This is a genomic window from Bradyrhizobium sp. TM102 (assembly GCF_009176685.1).
In the GTDB taxonomy this organism is placed as follows: domain Bacteria; phylum Pseudomonadota; class Alphaproteobacteria; order Rhizobiales; family Xanthobacteraceae; genus Bradyrhizobium; species Bradyrhizobium ottawaense.
In genome coordinates this window covers 2517653-2535228 of record NZ_AP021855.1, presented here as the reverse complement: position 1 = coordinate 2535228, position 17576 = coordinate 2517653, and the positions used below count along the sequence as shown (strand labels likewise).

Below are 17576 nucleotides of genomic sequence, written 5' to 3'. Positions count from 1 at the left end.
TTTCGGATCTCACATCGTCGAACGGATTAGCGCCAGGTCTTGCGATAGGCGCCAACCGTCGAGGCCTGACCTTCGGTGAACGGCTTCAGGCTCGCGATGTCGGCCTCGCTGCCGGTCTCGAGCGCGGCGAGCGCCTGGCGGAAGTGGCGCACCACGCTCTCGACATAGGCACGGCCGCGCTGGCGGCCCTCGATCTTGAGCGCGGTCACGCCGGCATCGCGCATGCCTTTAAGCAACGCCGTGGCGTCCAGGCTGACCGGGTCCTCGAAAATATAGCCGGAGCCCTGGGAGGTCGAGAAGCGGCCCTTGCACAGCGTCGGATAGCCCGCGGGCTCGCTCACGGCGAACCGGTTGATGGCGAAGCCGCCGAGACTGGACTTCGTCCCCTCCGCAGTCTGTTCGTAGGTCACATGGCTCGGCGGCGAACAGACGCCCTGCATGTTCGGCGACTTGCCGGTCGCATAGGACGACAGCGAGCAGCGCCCTTCGGCCATGACGCAGAGGCCGCCGAACACGAAGACCTCGGTCTCGCAGGCCGACTCCCGGGTGATCTCGGCGATCTCAGGCACGCTCAGGACACGCGGCAGCACGACGCGCCGCGCCCCGAAAGTCTCGGCGTAGAAGGCGATGGCATCGGGATTGGCGGCCGCAGCCTGAACCGAGACGTGCAGACGCTGGTTGGGATGGCGCCTTGCCGCATAGTCCATCAATCCGATATCCGCGAGGATCAGCGCATCGGCCCCCGCACTCGCCGCATCGTCCACCGCGCGATGCCAGATGTCGACGGCGGAGGCGCGCGGAAAGGTGTTGATGGCCACCAGGATCTTCGCGCCGCGGCCATGCGCCAGCGCGATCCCCTTGCGCAGCTCGTCGCGGCTGAAGTTCAGCCCCGGAAAATTGCGCGCATTGGTCTCGTCGTTGAAGCCGCAATAGATCGCATCGGCGCCGGCATCGATGGCGCTCTTCAACGCCGCCGGCGTGCCGGCAGGACAGATCAGCTCCATCATCTCGATTGCTCGCCATGGCCTGAGGAGCCGATCACGCGGCCACGGGCGGCTTCGAAGGCGCGCCTCGCTGGCGCGCCCAGCGGGCCAAACAGCGAGGACAGCTCTTCGGCCAGATCGAGCTGGGCGTCGTCGATCGCATTGCGCAGCGCCAGCACTGCCTCGACATCGCCCTCGACCACGAGCTCGCGCGAGAACATCAGGGCATCGCCATCGACCTTGCCTTCGAGCAGCGCCAGCAGATTGGCGAGCGAGGCTGAGATCCGCGCATCCAGACCTCGCGGCAAGTCGCGCACCACGGACAGGCGCGGCGGCCTGGCCTCGACCACGAAGGCGAACGGCAGATCGATCGGCTTGATACCGAACCGCGCGCGCGCGTGATCACCGAGCCGGTCGAATATTGCGGGGTTGCGCCGGTGGATCCCCTGCAGGACGCCGGCGAGAACGAGCTGCAGCGGCAGCAGAGGCAGGGGACGCATGGCCAATGCGACAAGGGGCGGAATCGTCGGCAACGGGCCGGGCGATGCGGCGGACGGATCATTCATGGCCCCACATCTGGACGGATTGCACGCCGCTGTATTTGAGCGGGAACAATGAAGACCGAAAACAACCCGGCTAGCTCTGATTTTTTGGGAGCTCGTCCAGTTGCAACGTGATGTGCCGCGCTTTCGCGACCTGTCCGACTTCCTGCGCTTCATCGAAAGCCGGGGGCAGTTGCGACGCATTCGCGAGAAGGTCTCCGTCGTCCACGAGATCACGGAAATCCACCGGCGTGTGCTTGAGGCACACGGACCGGCATTATTGTTCGAGCAGCCCGTCAGGGCCGATGGCAACGCGTCGGAGATGCCGCTCCTCACCAACCTGTTTGGAACGGTCGAGCGGATCGCGTGGGGCATGGGCATCACGCCCGACCGTCTCGGAGAGCTCGGCGCGCTGATGGCCGAGCTCCGCGCGCCGCGACCACCGCACGGCATCAGGGATGCTTTCGAGAAGATCCCGCTTGCGCGCGCTGCGCTGGCGACGCGCCCGCGCACACGCCCGGCGGCCCCGGTGCAGGACTGCGTCGCGATGGGGCCCGACGTCGATCTTGCAAGATTGCCGGTCCAGATCTGCTGGCCCGGCGAGCCGGCGCCGCTGATCACCTGGCCACTCGTGATCACCGTGCCGCCGGAATCCGCGACGGCGGACCAGGAGGAGAATGTCGGCGTCTACCGCATGCAGGTGCTCGGCCGCGACCGCGCCATCATCCGCTGGCTCGCGCATCGCGGCGGCGCCAGGCATCACCAGCAATGGAAGGCGATCGGGCGCGACATGCCGGTCGCGATCGTCATCGGCGCCGATCCGGCCACGATCCTTGCCGCGGTGCTGCCGCTGCCCGAGACGCTGTCCGAGCTGCGCTTCTCGGGCATCCTGCGCGGCGAGCGGCCTGACCTCGCGCCATGCCTCACCGTCCCGCTCGCGATCCCGGCCGAGGCCGAAATCGTCATCGAGGGCTTCGTCTCCGCGACCGAAACCGCGCCCGAAGGACCCTATGGCGATCACACCGGGTATTATAATTCCGTCGAACAGTTCCCCGTGATGCGCGTGACCGCGATCACGAGCCGGCGCCAGCCCATCTACCTCTCGACCTTCACGGGCCGGCCGCCGGACGAGCCGTCGCGGATCGGCGAGGCGCTCAACCAGCTGTTCGTGCCGTTGATCCGGCAGCAATTCCCTGAGGTGACCGACTGCTGGCTGCCGCCGGAGGCCTGCTCCTACCGCATCGCGATTGCGGCCATTAAAAAGCGCTATCCCGGCCAGGCGCGGCGGCTGATGCTCGGCCTGTGGTCGATGCTTCCGCAGTTCAGCTACACCAAGCTGCTGATCGTGGTCGACGACGACATCGACATCCGCGACTGGCGTGCCGTGATGTGGGCGGTCTCGACGCGCAGCGATTCCTCGCGCGATCTCGTGACGCTCACCGACACGCCGATCGACTATCTCGACTTTGCTTCGCCGAAATCAGGGCTCGGCGGCAAGCTCGGCATCGACGCCACCACGAAGATTCCGCCGGAGACGGATCGGGAATGGGGCGTTCCGCTGGCCATGGATCCCGCCGTGGTCGCGCGTGTCGATGCGATGTGGGCGAACCTCGGCCTGTCCGGCATGCCGGCACCGGTCCTCACATGAGCGGGCGGCAAGGCATCATCGTCGGCATCAGCGGCGCCTCGGGTGCCGCGATCGGCTTGCGCATCGTCGAGCTGCTGGCCGACAATCCACACTACGCGGTGCATCTCGTGGTTTCGCCCGCGGCTGAGCGTACGCTGAGCGAAGAAGTCGGGCACGATGCGCTCGCGCGGCTGCGCGCCCTCGCCTTCCGCCACTATCTTCATTCCGACATCGGCGCCGCGATCGCCAGCGGCTCGTATCCGGTCGCGGGCATGATCGTGGCACCGTGCTCGATCCGTACGCTCTCGGCCATCGCCTGGGGGCAGCTCGACAACCTTCTGACGCGCGCGGCCGATGTGCAGCTCAAGGAACGGCGCCGGCTGGTGTTGCTGGTCCGCGAGAGCCCGCTGCATCTCGGCCATCTCAGAGCGATGCTGCAAGCTACCGAGATCGGCGCGATCATCGCCCCGCCGATGCCGGCCTTCTATCTGAAACCACAGTCGCTGGATGAGGTGATCGACCAGATCGCCGCCCGGGCGATCAACCTGCTCGACCTGACAAAGCTTCGCGCACCCGCAAGGACCTGGTCCGGCCCGGGCGGCGAAGGCGTCTAGCCGGCCGCCTCGCCGGGTCAGTTCACCTCAGCAAAACCGAGCGACGCCTTGACGCCTGGCGAGATCATCCAGGGCTGCCAGGGCGGCTCGAACGTCATGGTGACGTCGACCGATTCCACGCCAGGAACCAGGCACGCGCTGTTGGCGACGCCCTCCTTGAGAAAGGATGCGGCGGGACAACCTGGTGTCGTCGCCGTCATGGTGATGTGCGCGACGCCGTCGTCGATCGACACGTCATAGACGAAGCCGAGGTCGACGATGTTGTGCCCGAGCTCCGGATCGATCACGACCTTCAGCGCCTGCCTTATCTGAGCCACGAGATCGTCGTCGTTGATCGTCATGCGCAAACCCTCACGGTCAGTTGATAGGTGTCGTTCTGCGGTGTGAAGCCGCCGCGCCATTGATGGCCGCGCTTGGTCAGTTCCCGAAACAGGAAGACCGGTTCACGACTGAGCAAGGCGAAGAGGGTCTGCCCGGGGGCGAGCCGCTCCATTGCAGCCAGAATCCGGACCATCGGCTCCGGTGGATCGAGGTCGCGGTTGTCGAGATGAACCACGGGCTCCGGCCAATCGCCACCACTCGCCACCGCGGGCGCCGGTTCAGCCGCATCGGACGAGCCGTCGTCCGGCAGAAACCGGATCTCCCATTCGCCGCCTTCGAGCTCGGCCTCCCGATGCGCAAAGCCCTTGCTCGCCATGACGTCGAACAGGGGAACCGGTTTGAAGGGGGCATAGAGCCGCAGCCCCTCCCCGGGCTCGAGCCGCGCGAGCGCGGCCATGATGATCGAGAACGGCTCGCCGCCTGCACGCAGGATCGGCCGGACATCGACGTCGATGAATTGGGTCATTGCAGTCTCCTTTCAGTTTCGCGAGACCAACAGATGGGGCACGACTGCTCCCGTCGGCAGGCGCAGCGGCTCCGACACGTCCGCAAGCCGCCTTGCCCTGATGAGCTCCTCGCCCAGGCCGAGCGTCGCAAGCGTCACGACCGCGACGGCGACGCGGAAACCGGGTGCCTCGTCGACCAGGAGCATCAACGTTGCCGCCCAGCTTCCGGCAAAGAACAGCATGAACCATTTCAACGCGCGGCGCTCGTCAACGAGATCCTGCACGCGGGGCGTCGGCACTCTGCCCATCACCGGACCGTAGGTCTCGAGCCAGGTCAGGAACGGGACGATCTTGTAGAGATTGGCGAGCACGAGGCCAGTGAGCCAGCCGAACGCGACCAGGAACGCGAGCGCTCCGACATGCGATTGGAGAGAACCGGTCGCAAGGAACACGGCGCCGAGGATTGCGACTGCGACGAGGCTCGCCAGCGCAACGAGGCTCATGCGCGTGTTGAGCTCGAGCGCGCGACGCTTGCGGGCTCTGTAGAGGCCGAGCATATCGCGGCCGTAGGCGATTAGCGACAGCAGCGCCGCGGCTCCTGCCAGCAGAAGCGCCAAATTCACCCCGGTCGCACGCCAGAGTGCGAGCACCCCGCCGACAGCTCCGGCGGCCAGCGCGGCAATGCCGGCAAGCCAGGCCAGCCGGCCCAGCCGCGCGTCGCTGTCGGGCGCGAGCATGAACATCGCCAGCAGGCGATAGCTGACCCCCATGGCCGTGAAGGTCAGCCATCCACCAATCCCGGCAATGGCGTGGATCGGAACGCCCGATACCAGCAGGTCCGGCCATTGCGCGCCGATAGCGGTTCCGGACAGCACCAGAGAGAACATGCCGCCGAATGCCGCCGTGACGCAGATGCAGCCCAGCCCGGCTGCGACGAAGCGCGCCGGCCCCGGCAGCGGACGGGCCGACCAGAGCGTCATGCCGAGATTGGCAACGACCAACGCGAAGCCGGCAATCAGCAGGCTCGCGCCGACCGGAAGCAGCCGGGGCGACCCGTTGAAGTGCCCGCCAAGCGTCAGGAAGCCCGCGAGCAGGATGGTCAGCCCAAGCGTCAGCAGCACCAGAGCCGGCAGTGTCCCGCGCTCCGCATAGAGCGGCCTTGCGGCCAGCACCGGCACGAACTGGAACAGCGCGCCACACAGGACCGTGCTCAACCAGCCAATGCTAACCATGTGCACGATGACGAGCGTGTCCGGCCCGCCGATGTCGTGGTTCGGAAAGCCGAACCCGGCGACAACAAGCACTTCCGCGAGCAGCAGCCATACGATTGCGACCGCGAAGTAGCTGATGGCCCATTTACAGAGGCTGGTTCCAATCACGGCTTGCTTCCCATCGCGTGCAACACGAAACCCCGTGTCAGCACCCGAAAAGGTAAGCGGTTGCAGTCACGACCACTTTGTCGAGGCGCAAACTCCGGCGCCTTTCGCGACTGCCGACGTCAGCATCTGTTCAGGGCAAGACCAACTTCTTGCGGATCGCGTAGCGGACGAGCTCAGCGGTGGACGACATCCTGAGCTTGCGCATGGCCGAGGCGCGATGGGTCTCGACGGTCTTCACACTCAGTTTCAGGATGGAGCTGATCGACCTGTTGGTATGCCCCTCCGCGATCAGCTGGACCACGCTCTGCTCGCGTGAAGTCAGCAGCATGTCGGCCCGATTCTCCTTGTTGCCCTGGTAGTCGTGCAGCAGCCTCTCCAGCAGGATGCTGGTGAAGTAGGGCCTGCCGTCGAGCAGGGCCTCGATGGCGGAGATGAGGTGCTTGCGCGCGTCTGACTTGAACAGAAAGCCGCGCACCCCGGCCAGAATGGCTTCGGTCAGAAGCTCTTCGCTCTCGTGCATGGTCAGGATCAGGACCTGCGCGCCAAGGTGGAGTGCCTTGAGGCGGCGACTGACCTCCAACCCGTTCATGACCGGCATAGAGTAGTCAACGATCACGATGTCCGGCCTGGTCTCGAGCGCCAGCGCGACCGCCTGCTCGCCATCGGTCGCCACGCCGCTCACGATCCAGCTGGAATGCGCTTCGATGATTGCACGCAGCCCGGAACGCACAACTTCATGATCATCCGCAATCAAGATGCGTTTCACCGTGTCGTTCCTGTTGGCCGACCCTTGCGCTTCCGGGCCGATACCGGCAGCAAACCGGCAGCACAGTCGAACGATCATAGGGAGCGTGGCTGGAATCGTTATCCCACAAAACCCTGATATCTCCCGGCGAAGGTACCGACGCCCGTATTGCTCGCTAATATCGCCGTTTCACGCCTCGACCAGCCCGGTCCGAACGGCGTACCGGACCAGCCCCGCCGTCGAGTTCACCTCCAGCTTGCGCATCGCTGCTGCCCGATGGGCCTCGGTGGTCTTGACGCTGAGGTCGAGGATCGCACTGATGCCCTTGTTGCTGTATCCCTCCGCGACCAGCTTGACGACCAGTTGCTCGCGGGCCGTGAGTTCGTGATGCCGCTCGCCGTTGGTCCGCGGCGCATGGTCGAGTTCGGTCTTCCGGGGCCAGAACGGCCGGTGCAGCAACAAGGCTTCGACAGCTGCGACAAGCAGCTTGTTGGCGTCGGATTTCACCAGGAATGCACGCGCCCCCGCCTCGAATGCTTGCTGGGCAAGCAAGCCCGAATTGTGCACCGTGAAGATCAGCACCTCAGTCTGCAGCGGATACTCTCTGATCCGCCGCGCCACCTCGACACCAGTCATGCGCGGCATCGAGAAGTCGACGATGGCGACATGGGGCCGGCTTTCGATCGCGGCTGCTACCGCCATGCCGCCGTCATTCACCTCGGCGACCACCTCCCAATCCACCCGTTGCTCGAGCACCGCCCGCAAGCCCGACCGTACCGCCTCATGATCGTCCGCGATGAGAATTCGCTTCATGGCAGAGCACTCCGAATCCGCATCGGCGATGGGCCGTGACCCCGGCCCGCCGCCCCGCAGTTAGTGTTTTTTCGCTGATTGTGCGCCTGCGCGGGCCCTTGCATTTGTCGTGGCCCCGCGGCGATTGGCCCTGTTCGCCGAGGGAGCATACGGAAATACTGCACACAGCACCGTGCCGGCATGCCGGGGCGCGCGACTGGATTGGATATCGAGCGTACCCCCGATCTCGTGCAGCCGTGCTTGCATCGCCGGAATTCCGACACCAACAGAGACCGCGCTCCTGCCGAAACCCGGCGGGAGCCCACGTCCATTGTCGCTGAGCGTCAGGTGAAACCGGCCGTCCCCGGTGTCGATAACGATGGCCACCTCGGTCGCGTTCGCATGACGGAAGACGTTCGTCAGCGCTTCCTGGACGACCCGTAGCAACGTTCGTTTCGTCTCGTAAGGCAACCGATCCACATCCGGCACGATGTTGACACTCGCGCGCAACGACGTGCGCGCCGCAAATCCCTCCGCGTACCGCTCGATCGCAGCCTTCAGGCCCTCACCGGCGAGGTTCCGGGGATGCAGCAGATAGGCAAAGGCGCGGATTTCCCGGAGGGCTTCATCGATCGATGCATCGATTTCGTCGCAGAGCCGCTCGGCCAAATCCGGTTCGCCGATGCTGCTTCGGATCCGCATGAGACCGAGACTCGCGGCAATCAGGTGCTGGCAGGTCGAATCGTGGAGATCGGACGCTATCCGCTGCTGGATGCCTTCCTGGATCGATACCAGGCCGAGGTTCACGTCAAGCCCGTTGCCCTGTCTGACCCCGCTCTCGAACGCGCGGCTGCGCAGGGCGCGGTGGCTGCCGATCAAGCGAACCGCACCACCACACGAAGATTGAACGACCGGAATTACTACGGTTTCGACGTTCCGGGGCGAGCCGCCGAACGCGAGACGCTGCCGGATCCTGATTTCCGCTCCTTCCGCAACGCACGCCCCCAGCGCCTGGCAGACGATTCTAGCGTCGTCTGCGTTCATGCAATCGAACACATCCATGTCGTAAACGTCTTCCGGCGAGAGACCGAGCCGGGACCCGAACTCCGGATTGATCGCCTCATAGACGAAGCGCCCTTCAGGAGACGGGCGCACGACGAAGAGGAGATCAGTCGAAAACGTCCAATAGAGCGCTTCGATCGATTGTTCCGAACCTGTCCTAAGCCAGTTCCCGAGGCCGGTTCGATGCGACGCGCTGGCGGGGGAGACATGTACCTTCACGATACGCACTCACTCTTCTCCGGCGACATCGCGACGCTGACAACAGCATCACCTGTGTCCGCTCGCCTGTTCGGGGACATGTCCCCTCGCCGGCCCGCGGCGCCTTGGAGCCGATCCAATTATACACCCTGGAATCGCCGCACAACAAGAGGTAGCATTTCCCTAGGATTAAAATCTCGAATCCGCGACGCGGCGTCTGCGCGGCGAAGCGGTTCGTGTCCTGCGCAAGCGCTCGAATTTGGCGCAACAGAGATTAAAAATGCGGAATTCCGAGACAGCGAACTCCCGCGCCGATAGGCGGCCATGCCTACCAACGTAGCGAGGCGCTAGCGGCTGCCGCCACCATTTGCGCCGGACTTCCTCCTGGGTTCCGTCCTTGCCTTTGGAGCTGTCGGAGGTGGCGCAATCTGCAGGGGATGCGATGGCAGCGTCAAACGGTTTGTCGCAGCATCGTCCCGAAGCGCATCGGTATCAAGACGCTGGCTTCGATCGACGGCATCGCGTGGATCGGCGGCGGCAAGGGATACCGCCGCTATGCCCACAACAATGCCGATCAACAGCGACAAGCCTCTTGCGTGCATCGATCGGATACCTCTCAGAATGCGAAATCCAGACGAGGGCCGATGCGAACGTCCCTGTATCGCCGTAGCGGTACGTTCGACGTTCGCGCCTCGTACAGCACGGTCGTCGTGAGCGACACATTGCTCGCAAAATTATACTTCAGGCCGACGTCTGCCGAATAGAGCTGATCGCGCCGCCCGCGATTGAGCCCATCGGTGAACCAGTAAGCCTCGAACAGTGGCGTGCTGACAATCGACCATTTGGAATCGAGCTTGACCTCGATACCGAGCACGGCGTCGAAGCGCCAGCGGCGCGCCTCCGCTAGGTCGGAAAATCGATAGGTCAGGAGCAGCAACGGCGAAAACGTCGCGTTGTTGAAGCGGAAGTCACGCGCAACCGAGCCCATCACATCGTTCGAGGTGAAGGCCAGGTCGCGGTAGATACCGTCAAAATCGTAGCGATGCTCGTAAATGGCGGAGAAACGCCAGCCGTCCCAGTTTTGGGTCAGGCGCCCGCCCATCCGCGCGACGGCAAAGTTGCCGTCCTTCTCACGCGAAAACGCTTCATATTGCGCGCGTGCATAGAGGCGGTACGACAGGTCGTTGCTAAGGTTCCCGTCCAGCCGGACGCTCACGTCGGGCACGTAGTAAACATCCGACTTGCGGTTGTCCCGGGTAAACAGGGCGTTGTCGGTGAAGGTGGGCGCGATGGAACCGACGACGCTCCAGGATGGTGCGGAGGTGTACGGTACAGGGTCCGCGATCGTCTTGAACTCGGTGACATCAAGGTCGGCTGCACCTGCGGTGCTTGCGCCGAACAGACCAAAGATCGGCAGAAGAATTCTGGACCTTCGCATGGCGTCCCTCGATGGCTGTCGCGTGCATCGGGATTCGCGTCAGGCTGTGACACGATTGTGGCGTGTTAATGTTATTCGATTAAATCATGGGTTGATGAGATCGATCATCGTTTCGCAAACAGCCGCAAGGGCCGCTGCTGCGGGCCTAATAGTCGACTGCGTCCCTGATGATCGGACAGGTCATGCAATGACCGCCGCCGCGACCACGTCCGAGTTCCGCACCAACGATGGTGATGACCTCGATGCCCTCCTTGCGCAGCAGCGTGTTGGTGTAGGTGTTGCGGTCATAGGCAAACACGACGCCCGGGGATGCGCAGACGAGATTGGCGCCGCTATCCCACTGGGTTCGCTCGCGCATATAGGCATTTCCGCCTGTCTCGACCACGCGCAGCTTCTTCAGCCCAAGCGCCTCTGCGACGACCTCGACGAAGGGCTTTTCATCCTTGCGCAGTTCGATGCCTGCGGAGCTGTCGGCCGGACGGTAGGAAAATGCCGCGATATTGTTGACGATGTCCGGATAAAGCAGCACGCAATCGCGATCGGCGAATGTGAAGACCGTATCCAGATGCATCGCCGCTCGAAGCTTGGGCATGGCGGCCACGATCACGCGCTCGGCCGCCTTCTTCTTGAACAGGGCGGCAGCGAGCTGGCTGATGGCCTGCCGCGAGGTGCGCTCGCTCAATCCGATCAGCACGTTGCCTTTTCCGATCGGCATCACGTCGCCGCCCTCGAGCGTCGCAAGGCCGTGATCCTGTGTCGGATCGCCCCACCAGACATTGACCTTGCCGGCGAAATCCGGATGGAACTTATAGATGGCGGCGGCGAGGATAGGCTCTTCGTGGCGCGCCGGCCAGAACAGCGAATTCAGCGTAACTCCCCCGTAGATCCAGCAGGTCGTATCGCGCGTGTACAGGGTGTTGGGAAGCGGCGGCAGAAGATACTCGGTCATGCCGGCCGCTTCGCGGATGAGCCTGAGCGTCTCGCCGCCGCGGGCTTCCGGAAAGTCCTGGGTCGACAATCCGCCGATCAACGTCTCCGCCAGCTCGCGCGGCTTGAGACTTTCCAAATAGCCGCGCAGCTCGTCGATCAGGCCGAGGCCGACCTGATTGGGGATTACCTGGTTGTCTAGAATCCACGTCCTCGCCTCCGGAATGGCGACCGTGTCGGCGAGGAGATTGTGCATCTCGACGACTTCGATACCGCGGTCGCGCATCTTCTGCACGAAATCGAAATGATCGCGCTTGGCATTGTCCACCCATAGGACGTCGTCGAACAGCAACGTGTCGCAGTTCGTCGGCGTCAGACGTTGATGAGCCCGGCCCGGCGAACAGACCAGCACCTTGCGCAGCTGGCCGACTTCCGAATGAACACCGAAGGGAATCCCTGCATCCGATGTCTGCTTTGTCATGAGGCCTATCTCCGGAATTGCTCCGCTCAGATCGTGATGTAGCCCGTGGCCAGGCCATGAATGCCGATGACCGCGCCGATCGCGACGACAATGAAGATGATCCACTCGACGAAGGTGAAGACTCTCGCCTTTTGCTCGAGGCGTGCCCAAAAATACAGTGCCGTGCCGGGCGCGTAGAGGATGGCCGACAGCAGCAGATATTTCATTCCGGCCGCATAGATCAGGAAGAGCGTGTAGATCAGCGCAATTCCGGTAAAGACCAGCCCGCTTCGACGCTCGTCCGGACGCTTCTCATAGGTCTCGCCCCGCTTGACCAGCAGGAGCCCGTAGGCCGCGACCAGGAAAAACGGGATCAAATTCATGACGCTCGTCAGATTGAGCATCAGCGAGAAGGCGTCCCGCGACCAGTAAGTGCTGATGACGAAGAGCTGGACGACGATGTTGGTCAGCCACAGCGCCGCCGCCGGGACCTTGTTCTCGTTCTCGGTGCCGAACAGGGCCGGCATATCCCTCGTGCGGCCCGCGGCAGAAAGAACTTCGGTGCAGATCAAGCTCCAGGCGAGATACGCCCCGAGCACCGAAACCAGAAGTCCGATGCTGACGAAGACCGCTCCCCAATGTCCCACCACGGCCTCCAGCACCGCTGCCATGGACGGCTGACGCATGTCGGCGATGTCGGGACGCGGCAGCACGGCGTAGGGCAGCATGGTGACGAGCACCATCAGGCTGGTCACCATCACAAAGCCGATGATCGTCGCCGCGCCGACATGGGATCGCTCCTTGGCATAGCGGGAATAGACGCTGGCGCCCTCGATCCCGAGGAACACGAACACCGTGACCAGCATGGTCGCGCGGATCTGCTCGAAGAGGCCCTTGTCCGGCATGCCCTCGCCGCCCCAGAAATTGTCGCGGAACTGGTCGGCCTTGAAGGCGAAGATCAGGATGACGATAAAGACCAGGATCGGCACGATCTTGGCGATGGTCACGATGGTGTTGATCGCGGCGGCCTGTTGCACGCCACGCAGGATCATGAAGTGGAAAAGCCAGATCCCGATCGAGGCAACGATGATCGCGATGACGGTATTGCCGTCACCAAACACAGGAAAGAACGCGCCCAAGGTCGACTTGATCAGGACCCAATACGACACGTTGCCAATGCAGCTTCCCATCCAATATCCAAGCGCCGACAAGAAGCCGGGATAATCGCCGAAACCTGCTTTCGCATAGGCGTAGACACCAGCATCGAGTTCAGGCTTTCGCTCCGCCAACGACTGAAACACGCGCGCCAGCGTGTACATGCCACCGCCGGCGATGCACCAGGCTAAGATGGCGCCGAATGGACCGGTTGCGATGCCGAATGTGCGCGGCAGTGAGAAGATGCCGGAACCGACCATGGAGCCGACCACCATGGCCGTCAGAGCAAACAGCGAGAGCTTCTGGATCGACGGCGTCGCGCTCATGTGAAGGCCTCGAACCGCGAGTGATGGTTGGCGTTGCGGCCGCTTCGCTCGCTGCGACCCGGACGATGCGCCGTGGGGCACGCATGGCCAATCAGGTGATTACCTAGTCGAGGTCCGGGATTACCCTCACCGCCCACGCGCTCTCAGGCCGCGGACGAAGAGCCGGACGCTTCGGCCTGCTCCTTTCCGCCGAACCAGGCGACATACAGTGTCGGCAGGAAGACCAGGGTCAGACCGGTCGCAACCAGCAGGCCGCCCATGATCGCAAAGGCCATTGGCCCCCAGAACACCGTCGGAGCAATCGGGATCATGCCGAGAACGGTGGAGATGGCCGTCAGCATGATTGGACGAAAGCGGGAACTGCTGGCGTCCACCGCGGCCAGCCAGGGCCCCTTCCCCAGTGAACGCTCCGCCTCGATCTGACCGATCAGGATGACCGCGTTCTTGCTGATCATGCCGAGCAGCGCAAGCACACCGAGAATGGCGACGAAGCCCAACGGCCGGCCCGACAACAGCAGCGCTGCGACGACGCCGATCAGACCGAGCGGCGCAACACTGACGACCATCAACAATCGCGGAAAGCTCTGCAACTGGGCCATCAGGACCGTGAACATGACGAACAGCATCACAGGCACCTCCGCCATGACGGACGCCTGCGAATTCCGGCTTTCCTCCACCGTGCCGCCGACCACGACGCGGTACGAAGCCGGCAGCGCCGTCTTCAACTTTGCCATGGCCGCGGCCTGCCTGTTGACGACCGTCTCCGGCAGCACGCGGTCGGCAATGGCGGCCCGAACCGTGAGCGTGGGCACGCGATCTCGTCGCCAGATCAGCGGAAACTCCTGATCATACTCGAACGATGCAAACTGGCTCAGTGGAACGGTTCGCCCGCCCGCGATCGGCATCTGCAACGTGCGCAAGCTCGCCAGCGAGACGCGCTGTTCGTCGGTTGCGCGGACCACCACATCGACCAGGTAGATATCGTCCCGCACCTGCGTGACCGGCGTGCCGGATATCACGGTGTTCAGAACGGTGGAAATCGTCTGCGAACTGAGGCCGAGAAGGCGGGCCTCGTCCTGGTTGACGCGAATCCGCACCTGGCGATCGGGCTCCATCCAGTCGAAATTCACGCTCTTGGCGGCCGGATCGGCCCCGACGATCCGTGCGACGTCGAGTGCGATATCGCGCACCCGCTCGACGTCAGGACCACTGACGCGATACTGCAGTGGCCATCCGACCGGGGGACCGAGGCCGAGCGGAGACACCGACGAGATCGCGTTCGGAAACTCGTCGGCGAGGAATCGTTCCAGCTTGCCGTGGAGCCGCTCACGCGCCCCCATGTCTCTGGCGACGACGACCGCCTGCGTGAAGAAGTCGTTCGGCAATTCGACGCTGAGCGGCAGATAGAACCGGATCGCACCGCGCCCGACATTGGTGCTCCAATGCGCGACATCGGGATCGCCCGTGAGCATCTTGTCCAGACGCTTTGCCGCGGTTTCGCTGGCAAAAATCGATGCATTCTGCGGCAGGCTGAGATCGACCAGCAGTTCCGGCCGATCGGAGGACGGAAAGAACTGTTGCGGGACGAGCGGCAGCGCGAGCACGGAGGCGGCGAACAGCGCGGCCGTCCCACCGAGGGTCAACCACTTGGCGCGGATCGCCGATATCAGCAATCGTCGATACAGCCGGAACACCCGTCCGGGAGTCGTAGCGCCCTTCTGCGTTGGCGGGACAAGGATGGCAACGCCGAGCAGTGGCGCGAAGATCACCGCGACGAACCAGGACGCCAGCAGTGCGATCGCGACCACTGCGAACAGCGAGAACGTGTATTCGCTCGCGGCGCTGGCGGCAAAGCCGACTGGAACGAAGCCCGCGATTGTCACGAGCGTCCCCGCAAGCATGGCAAGCGCGTGGGTCCGAAACGCGTAGCTGGCGGCCTCGACCTTGCTGTCGCCCAACGCCAGGCGAATGAGCGTGGCGTCCGTCGTCGTCATGGCGTCATCGACCAGCAGGGCAAGCGCAATGATCAGGGCGCCGAGCGATATGCGCTGCATGTCGATGTGAAGGACCGCCATGACCGGAAACACGATCGCGAGCGTGAGCGGGATCGCCAGCGCGATGATCAGACCCGGACGAACACCGAGGCTGATGAAGCTCACGACCAGAATGATGGCGATCGCCTGCAACAACGAGGTCATGAACTCGCCGACCGCTTTGCCCACGACGACGGCCTGGTCGGCCACCAGGCTCGGCTCGATCCCGATCGGCAGATCAGCAGTGATCCGCGCCATCTCCGCCTTGACGTTCCTGCCCAGCGCGAGGATGTCGCCGCCGTCGCGCATGGCAATGGCAAGCCCGATCGCCGGACGGCCATTGATCCGGAACAGTGGCTGGGGTGGATCGGCGTAGCCCCGCCGCACCATCGCAAGGTCGCTCAGGCGCAGCATGCGACCGCCGGCGGCGAAGTTGATATCGGCAATGTCCTGCTCGGACAGGAAGCTGCCCGACACCCGCAACGATATCCGCTCCGTGCCGGTCTGAATCGTTCCCGCCGGCATCACGATGTTCTGCGCCCGCAACGCCGCGATCAGGGCCGTGCGATCGACGCCGAGATTTGCAAGCTCCTGCTTGGAGAACTCGACGAAGATCACTTCCTCCTGTGCGCCCAGCAGCTCGATCTTCGCGACATCCGGTACAGCCAGGAGCTGCGAACGGATCGCCTCGACCCGGTCACGCAGCTCGCGTTGCGCGAAGCCATCGCTGGTAAAGCCGTAGACGATGCCAAAAGTGTCGCCGAAATCGTCGTCGAAGAACGGCCCGACGACACCGGCAGGCAGCGTATGGCGAATGTCGCCGATCGTCTTCCGCACGTGATACCAGGTATCGGAGACATCCCGCGCATTGGCGCTTCCCTTGAGGTTCACGAAGATGGTCGTGAGGCCCGGCCGGGTGAAGCTGCGCAGGAAATCCAGATGCGGGGTCTCCTGCAATTGGCGCTCGAGGCGTTCGGTCAGCTGCTTCATCGTCTCGTCAGCCGTCGCCCCCGGCCAGACGGCATGAACGATCATGGTCCGGATCGTGAACGCCGGATCCTCGTTCCGGCCCAGCCGGAAATATGACAGGACGCCGGCGGCCACCGCTATCAGCATGAGGTAGACGACCAGCGAGCGTCGCCCCAGTGCCCATTCCGAAAGGTTGAATCCGCTCATCGCCCCGACCCGAGCACGCGCACCTTCTGGCCTGGATGAAGTGCCTGAACGCCTGCAGTCACGACGATCTCGCCGGCATCAAGCCCTTGCGCGACGATCACCTGCGCCTGGTCGAACCGCAGCACGTCGACGTTCCGCACTGAGACCGTATTGGCCGAGGGATCGAAGACCCAGACGGCCGGCTGTTGATTCATCCTGGTCAGCGCGGTTGCGGGAATGCCGATCATCGGGCCGGAGCTCGCCTCGGCGCGCCCGACCACGGTCGCCCCGAGCCGCATCGCAGCCGGCGGATCGGTAAGGCCCACCTTGACCTCGAAGGTCCGCGTGACCGGGTTGGCCTGGGCGGCGACCTGCCGGACGCGCCCTTGCGCCGTCACTACCGGATCGTCCGTGAGCGCGACCGTGACCTGCAGATTGGCAGGCGCCGCTCTCACCAGTTGGGCGGGCACATCGAAGACCGCATCGCGACCGTCCTGGCGAGCGATCTTCGCGATCGTCTGTCCGGCCTGGACGACCTCGCCGGCGGCGGGGCCGGTTTCGGTGACCTTGCCCGGCGCATCGGCGCGCAGCTCGGTAAAGCCGACCTGATCGTGGGCGGCGCTCAACTGGGCTTCGGCCATATCGAGCTGCGATTGGGCGGTCTGCTGCGCCTGCGTCGCGGCTTCGAAGTTGGCGCGGGTGGTCCAGCCCTGTGCCAGCAGCGTCTGCTGACGCTCGAAATGATTGCGGGCCTGAATGAGCTGGCCTTGCGCAGCAGCAAGCGCCGCCTGCGCCTGGCGTAGCGCGTTCGCTTCGTTCTGCGATTCCAGTTGCGCCAGAAGCTGGCCGGCCTGGACGCGATCACCAAGCCGGGTGCTGTTCGAAAGCAGCCGCCCGCCGATTCGAAATGCAATGCTTACCTCGTCCTCCGCCTCGATGCGCCCGGTGAACGTGAACGGCGTCAGCTGCTCGCGCTTCTCGACCGTGGTCGTGCGAACCGGACGTGGCGCCGGGGACGTATCCTCCACCGGGTCCCTTTCACAAGCGGCAACCAGCAGCGTGGTGACCGCTGCGACAAGCGCGATGTTCAGCGGCCGCATCGGCATGACTTGATCATCGGTCAACTGCTCCGCTGACGATCTTGTCGATAGATCATCTCCCTTCCATCGGTAAATCTACTGAGCATCACAGATGCGATCGTGGTCCGGATAACCTTCCAGCAGCGGTCAGAAGATTCCCAGGGCAACGTCAGGCAATCACCCGATACCGGGGACGCCGCAAGCGGTGCATTAAGGCTGCACCTGCTCCCGCCG

15 protein-coding genes are annotated in these 17576 nt (G+C 64.0%); 2 read left to right on the top strand and 13 right to left on the bottom strand.

All coding sequences use genetic code 11. From position 1 onward, the window contains the following. Positions 1–26: 26 nt before the first annotated feature. Both GDN70_RS11895 and GDN70_RS11890 read right to left on the bottom strand, forming a co-directional pair. Positions 27–1004 (bottom strand): peptidase U32 family protein, encoded by a 978-nt coding sequence (locus tag GDN70_RS11895; RefSeq protein ID WP_028143778.1) that lies wholly within the window; start codon positions 1002–1004, stop codon positions 27–29. Beyond that, positions 1004–1483, bottom strand: coding sequence for an SCP2 domain-containing protein (locus GDN70_RS11890; protein WP_244429168.1), 480 nt, complete (start codon positions 1481–1483; stop codon positions 1004–1006). Before GDN70_RS11890 ends, GDN70_RS11895 begins: the two co-directional genes overlap by 1 nt. A gap of 166 nt (positions 1484–1649) precedes the next feature. On the opposite strand from GDN70_RS11890, the gene GDN70_RS11885 reads away from it, so the two are divergent. Continuing rightward, positions 1650–3173, top strand: coding sequence for a UbiD family decarboxylase (locus GDN70_RS11885; RefSeq protein ID WP_028143780.1), 1524 nt, complete (start codon positions 1650–1652; stop codon positions 3171–3173). Beyond that, on the top strand, positions 3170–3766 hold the full coding sequence (locus GDN70_RS11880) for a UbiX family flavin prenyltransferase (protein ID WP_028143781.1): 597 nt from the start codon (positions 3170–3172) through the stop codon (positions 3764–3766). The genes GDN70_RS11885 and GDN70_RS11880 overlap by 4 nt, the downstream gene beginning before the upstream one ends. A 17-nt stretch (positions 3767–3783) precedes the next feature. Here GDN70_RS11880 and GDN70_RS11875 read toward each other — a convergent pair whose 3' ends face one another. The 11 genes from GDN70_RS11875 to GDN70_RS11825 all read right to left on the bottom strand — a co-directional run bounded on the left by GDN70_RS11875 (position 3784) and on the right by GDN70_RS11825 (position 17369). Next, a complete protein-coding gene (locus tag GDN70_RS11875) occupies positions 3784–4107 on the bottom strand; it encodes a metal-sulfur cluster assembly factor (protein ID WP_028143782.1) in 324 nt (107 codons plus the stop codon). After that, entirely contained in the window at positions 4104–4613 is a 510-nt protein-coding gene (locus GDN70_RS11870; RefSeq protein ID WP_028143783.1) for a DUF2249 domain-containing protein, read from the bottom strand. Before GDN70_RS11870 ends, GDN70_RS11875 begins: the two co-directional genes overlap by 4 nt. 12 nt (positions 4614–4625) lie before the next feature. Further along, complete coding sequence (locus GDN70_RS11865) at positions 4626–5972, bottom strand: hypothetical protein (protein WP_173015786.1); 1347 nt, start codon at positions 5970–5972, stop codon at positions 4626–4628. A 130-nt stretch (positions 5973–6102) separates the two neighbouring features. Continuing rightward, positions 6103–6738 (bottom strand): response regulator transcription factor, encoded by a 636-nt coding sequence (locus GDN70_RS11860; protein WP_028143785.1) that lies wholly within the window; start codon positions 6736–6738, stop codon positions 6103–6105. Positions 6739–6906: 168 nt separating this feature from the next. After that, positions 6907–7530 carry a response regulator transcription factor gene (locus GDN70_RS11855; protein WP_018318087.1) on the bottom strand — a complete coding sequence of 208 codons (624 nt, stop codon included), beginning with the start codon at positions 7528–7530 and terminating at the stop codon, positions 6907–6909. 60 nt (positions 7531–7590) lie between these two features. Continuing rightward, the gene (locus GDN70_RS11850) at positions 7591–8799 is read right to left on the bottom strand and encodes an ATP-binding protein (RefSeq protein ID WP_152102555.1); all 1209 of its coding nucleotides are present in this window, start codon (positions 8797–8799) and stop codon (positions 7591–7593) included. A 586-nt stretch (positions 8800–9385) separates the two neighbouring features. Then, a complete protein-coding gene (locus tag GDN70_RS11845) occupies positions 9386–10207 on the bottom strand; it encodes an outer membrane beta-barrel protein (RefSeq protein ID WP_152102554.1) in 822 nt (273 codons plus the stop codon). Between the two features lie 145 nt (positions 10208–10352). Next, positions 10353–11615: an arginine deiminase gene (gene arcA / locus GDN70_RS11840; RefSeq protein ID WP_028143788.1), complete on the bottom strand. Its 1263-nt coding sequence runs from the start codon at positions 11613–11615 to the stop codon at positions 10353–10355. Between the two features lie 26 nt (positions 11616–11641). Beyond that, positions 11642–13075: a basic amino acid/polyamine antiporter gene (locus GDN70_RS11835; RefSeq protein WP_152102553.1), complete on the bottom strand. Its 1434-nt coding sequence runs from the start codon at positions 13073–13075 to the stop codon at positions 11642–11644. Positions 13076–13218: 143 nt separating this feature from the next. After that, positions 13219–16284, bottom strand: a complete 3066-nt coding sequence (locus GDN70_RS11830; protein WP_152102552.1) for an efflux RND transporter permease subunit — start codon at positions 16282–16284, stop codon at positions 13219–13221. Then, positions 16281–17369 (bottom strand): efflux RND transporter periplasmic adaptor subunit, encoded by a 1089-nt coding sequence (locus GDN70_RS11825; RefSeq protein ID WP_173015942.1) that lies wholly within the window; start codon positions 17367–17369, stop codon positions 16281–16283. The genes GDN70_RS11830 and GDN70_RS11825 overlap by 4 nt, the downstream gene beginning before the upstream one ends. Between the last annotated feature and the right edge of the window lie 207 nt (positions 17370–17576).

Excerpts from the sequence above, each read along its gene's own strand:
- GDN70_RS11825 (WP_173015942.1), bottom strand. The coding sequence starts at position 17,369 with ATGCCGATGCGGCCGCTGAACATCGCGCTTGTCGCAGCGGTCACCACG.
- GDN70_RS11880 (WP_028143781.1), top strand. The coding sequence starts at position 3,170 with ATGAGCGGGCGGCAAGGCATCATCGTCGGCATCAGCGGCGCCTCGGGT.
- GDN70_RS11870 (WP_028143783.1), bottom strand. The coding sequence starts at position 4,613 with ATGACCCAATTCATCGACGTCGATGTCCGGCCGATCCTGCGTGCAGGC.
- GDN70_RS11875 (WP_028143782.1), bottom strand. The coding sequence starts at position 4,107 with ATGACGATCAACGACGACGATCTCGTGGCTCAGATAAGGCAGGCGCTG.
- GDN70_RS11895 (WP_028143778.1), bottom strand. The coding sequence starts at position 1,004 with ATGGAGCTGATCTGTCCTGCCGGCACGCCGGCGGCGTTGAAGAGCGCC.
- GDN70_RS11890 (WP_244429168.1), bottom strand. The coding sequence starts at position 1,483 with ATGCGTCCCCTGCCTCTGCTGCCGCTGCAGCTCGTTCTCGCCGGCGTC.
- arcA (WP_028143788.1), bottom strand. The coding sequence starts at position 11,615 with ATGACAAAGCAGACATCGGATGCAGGGATTCCCTTCGGTGTTCATTCG.
- GDN70_RS11835 (WP_152102553.1), bottom strand. The coding sequence starts at position 13,075 with ATGAGCGCGACGCCGTCGATCCAGAAGCTCTCGCTGTTTGCTCTGACG.
- GDN70_RS11830 (WP_152102552.1), bottom strand. The coding sequence starts at position 16,284 with ATGAGCGGATTCAACCTTTCGGAATGGGCACTGGGGCGACGCTCGCTG.
- GDN70_RS11845 (WP_152102554.1), bottom strand. The coding sequence starts at position 10,207 with ATGCGAAGGTCCAGAATTCTTCTGCCGATCTTTGGTCTGTTCGGCGCA.
- GDN70_RS11855 (WP_018318087.1), bottom strand. The coding sequence starts at position 7,530 with ATGAAGCGAATTCTCATCGCGGACGATCATGAGGCGGTACGGTCGGGC.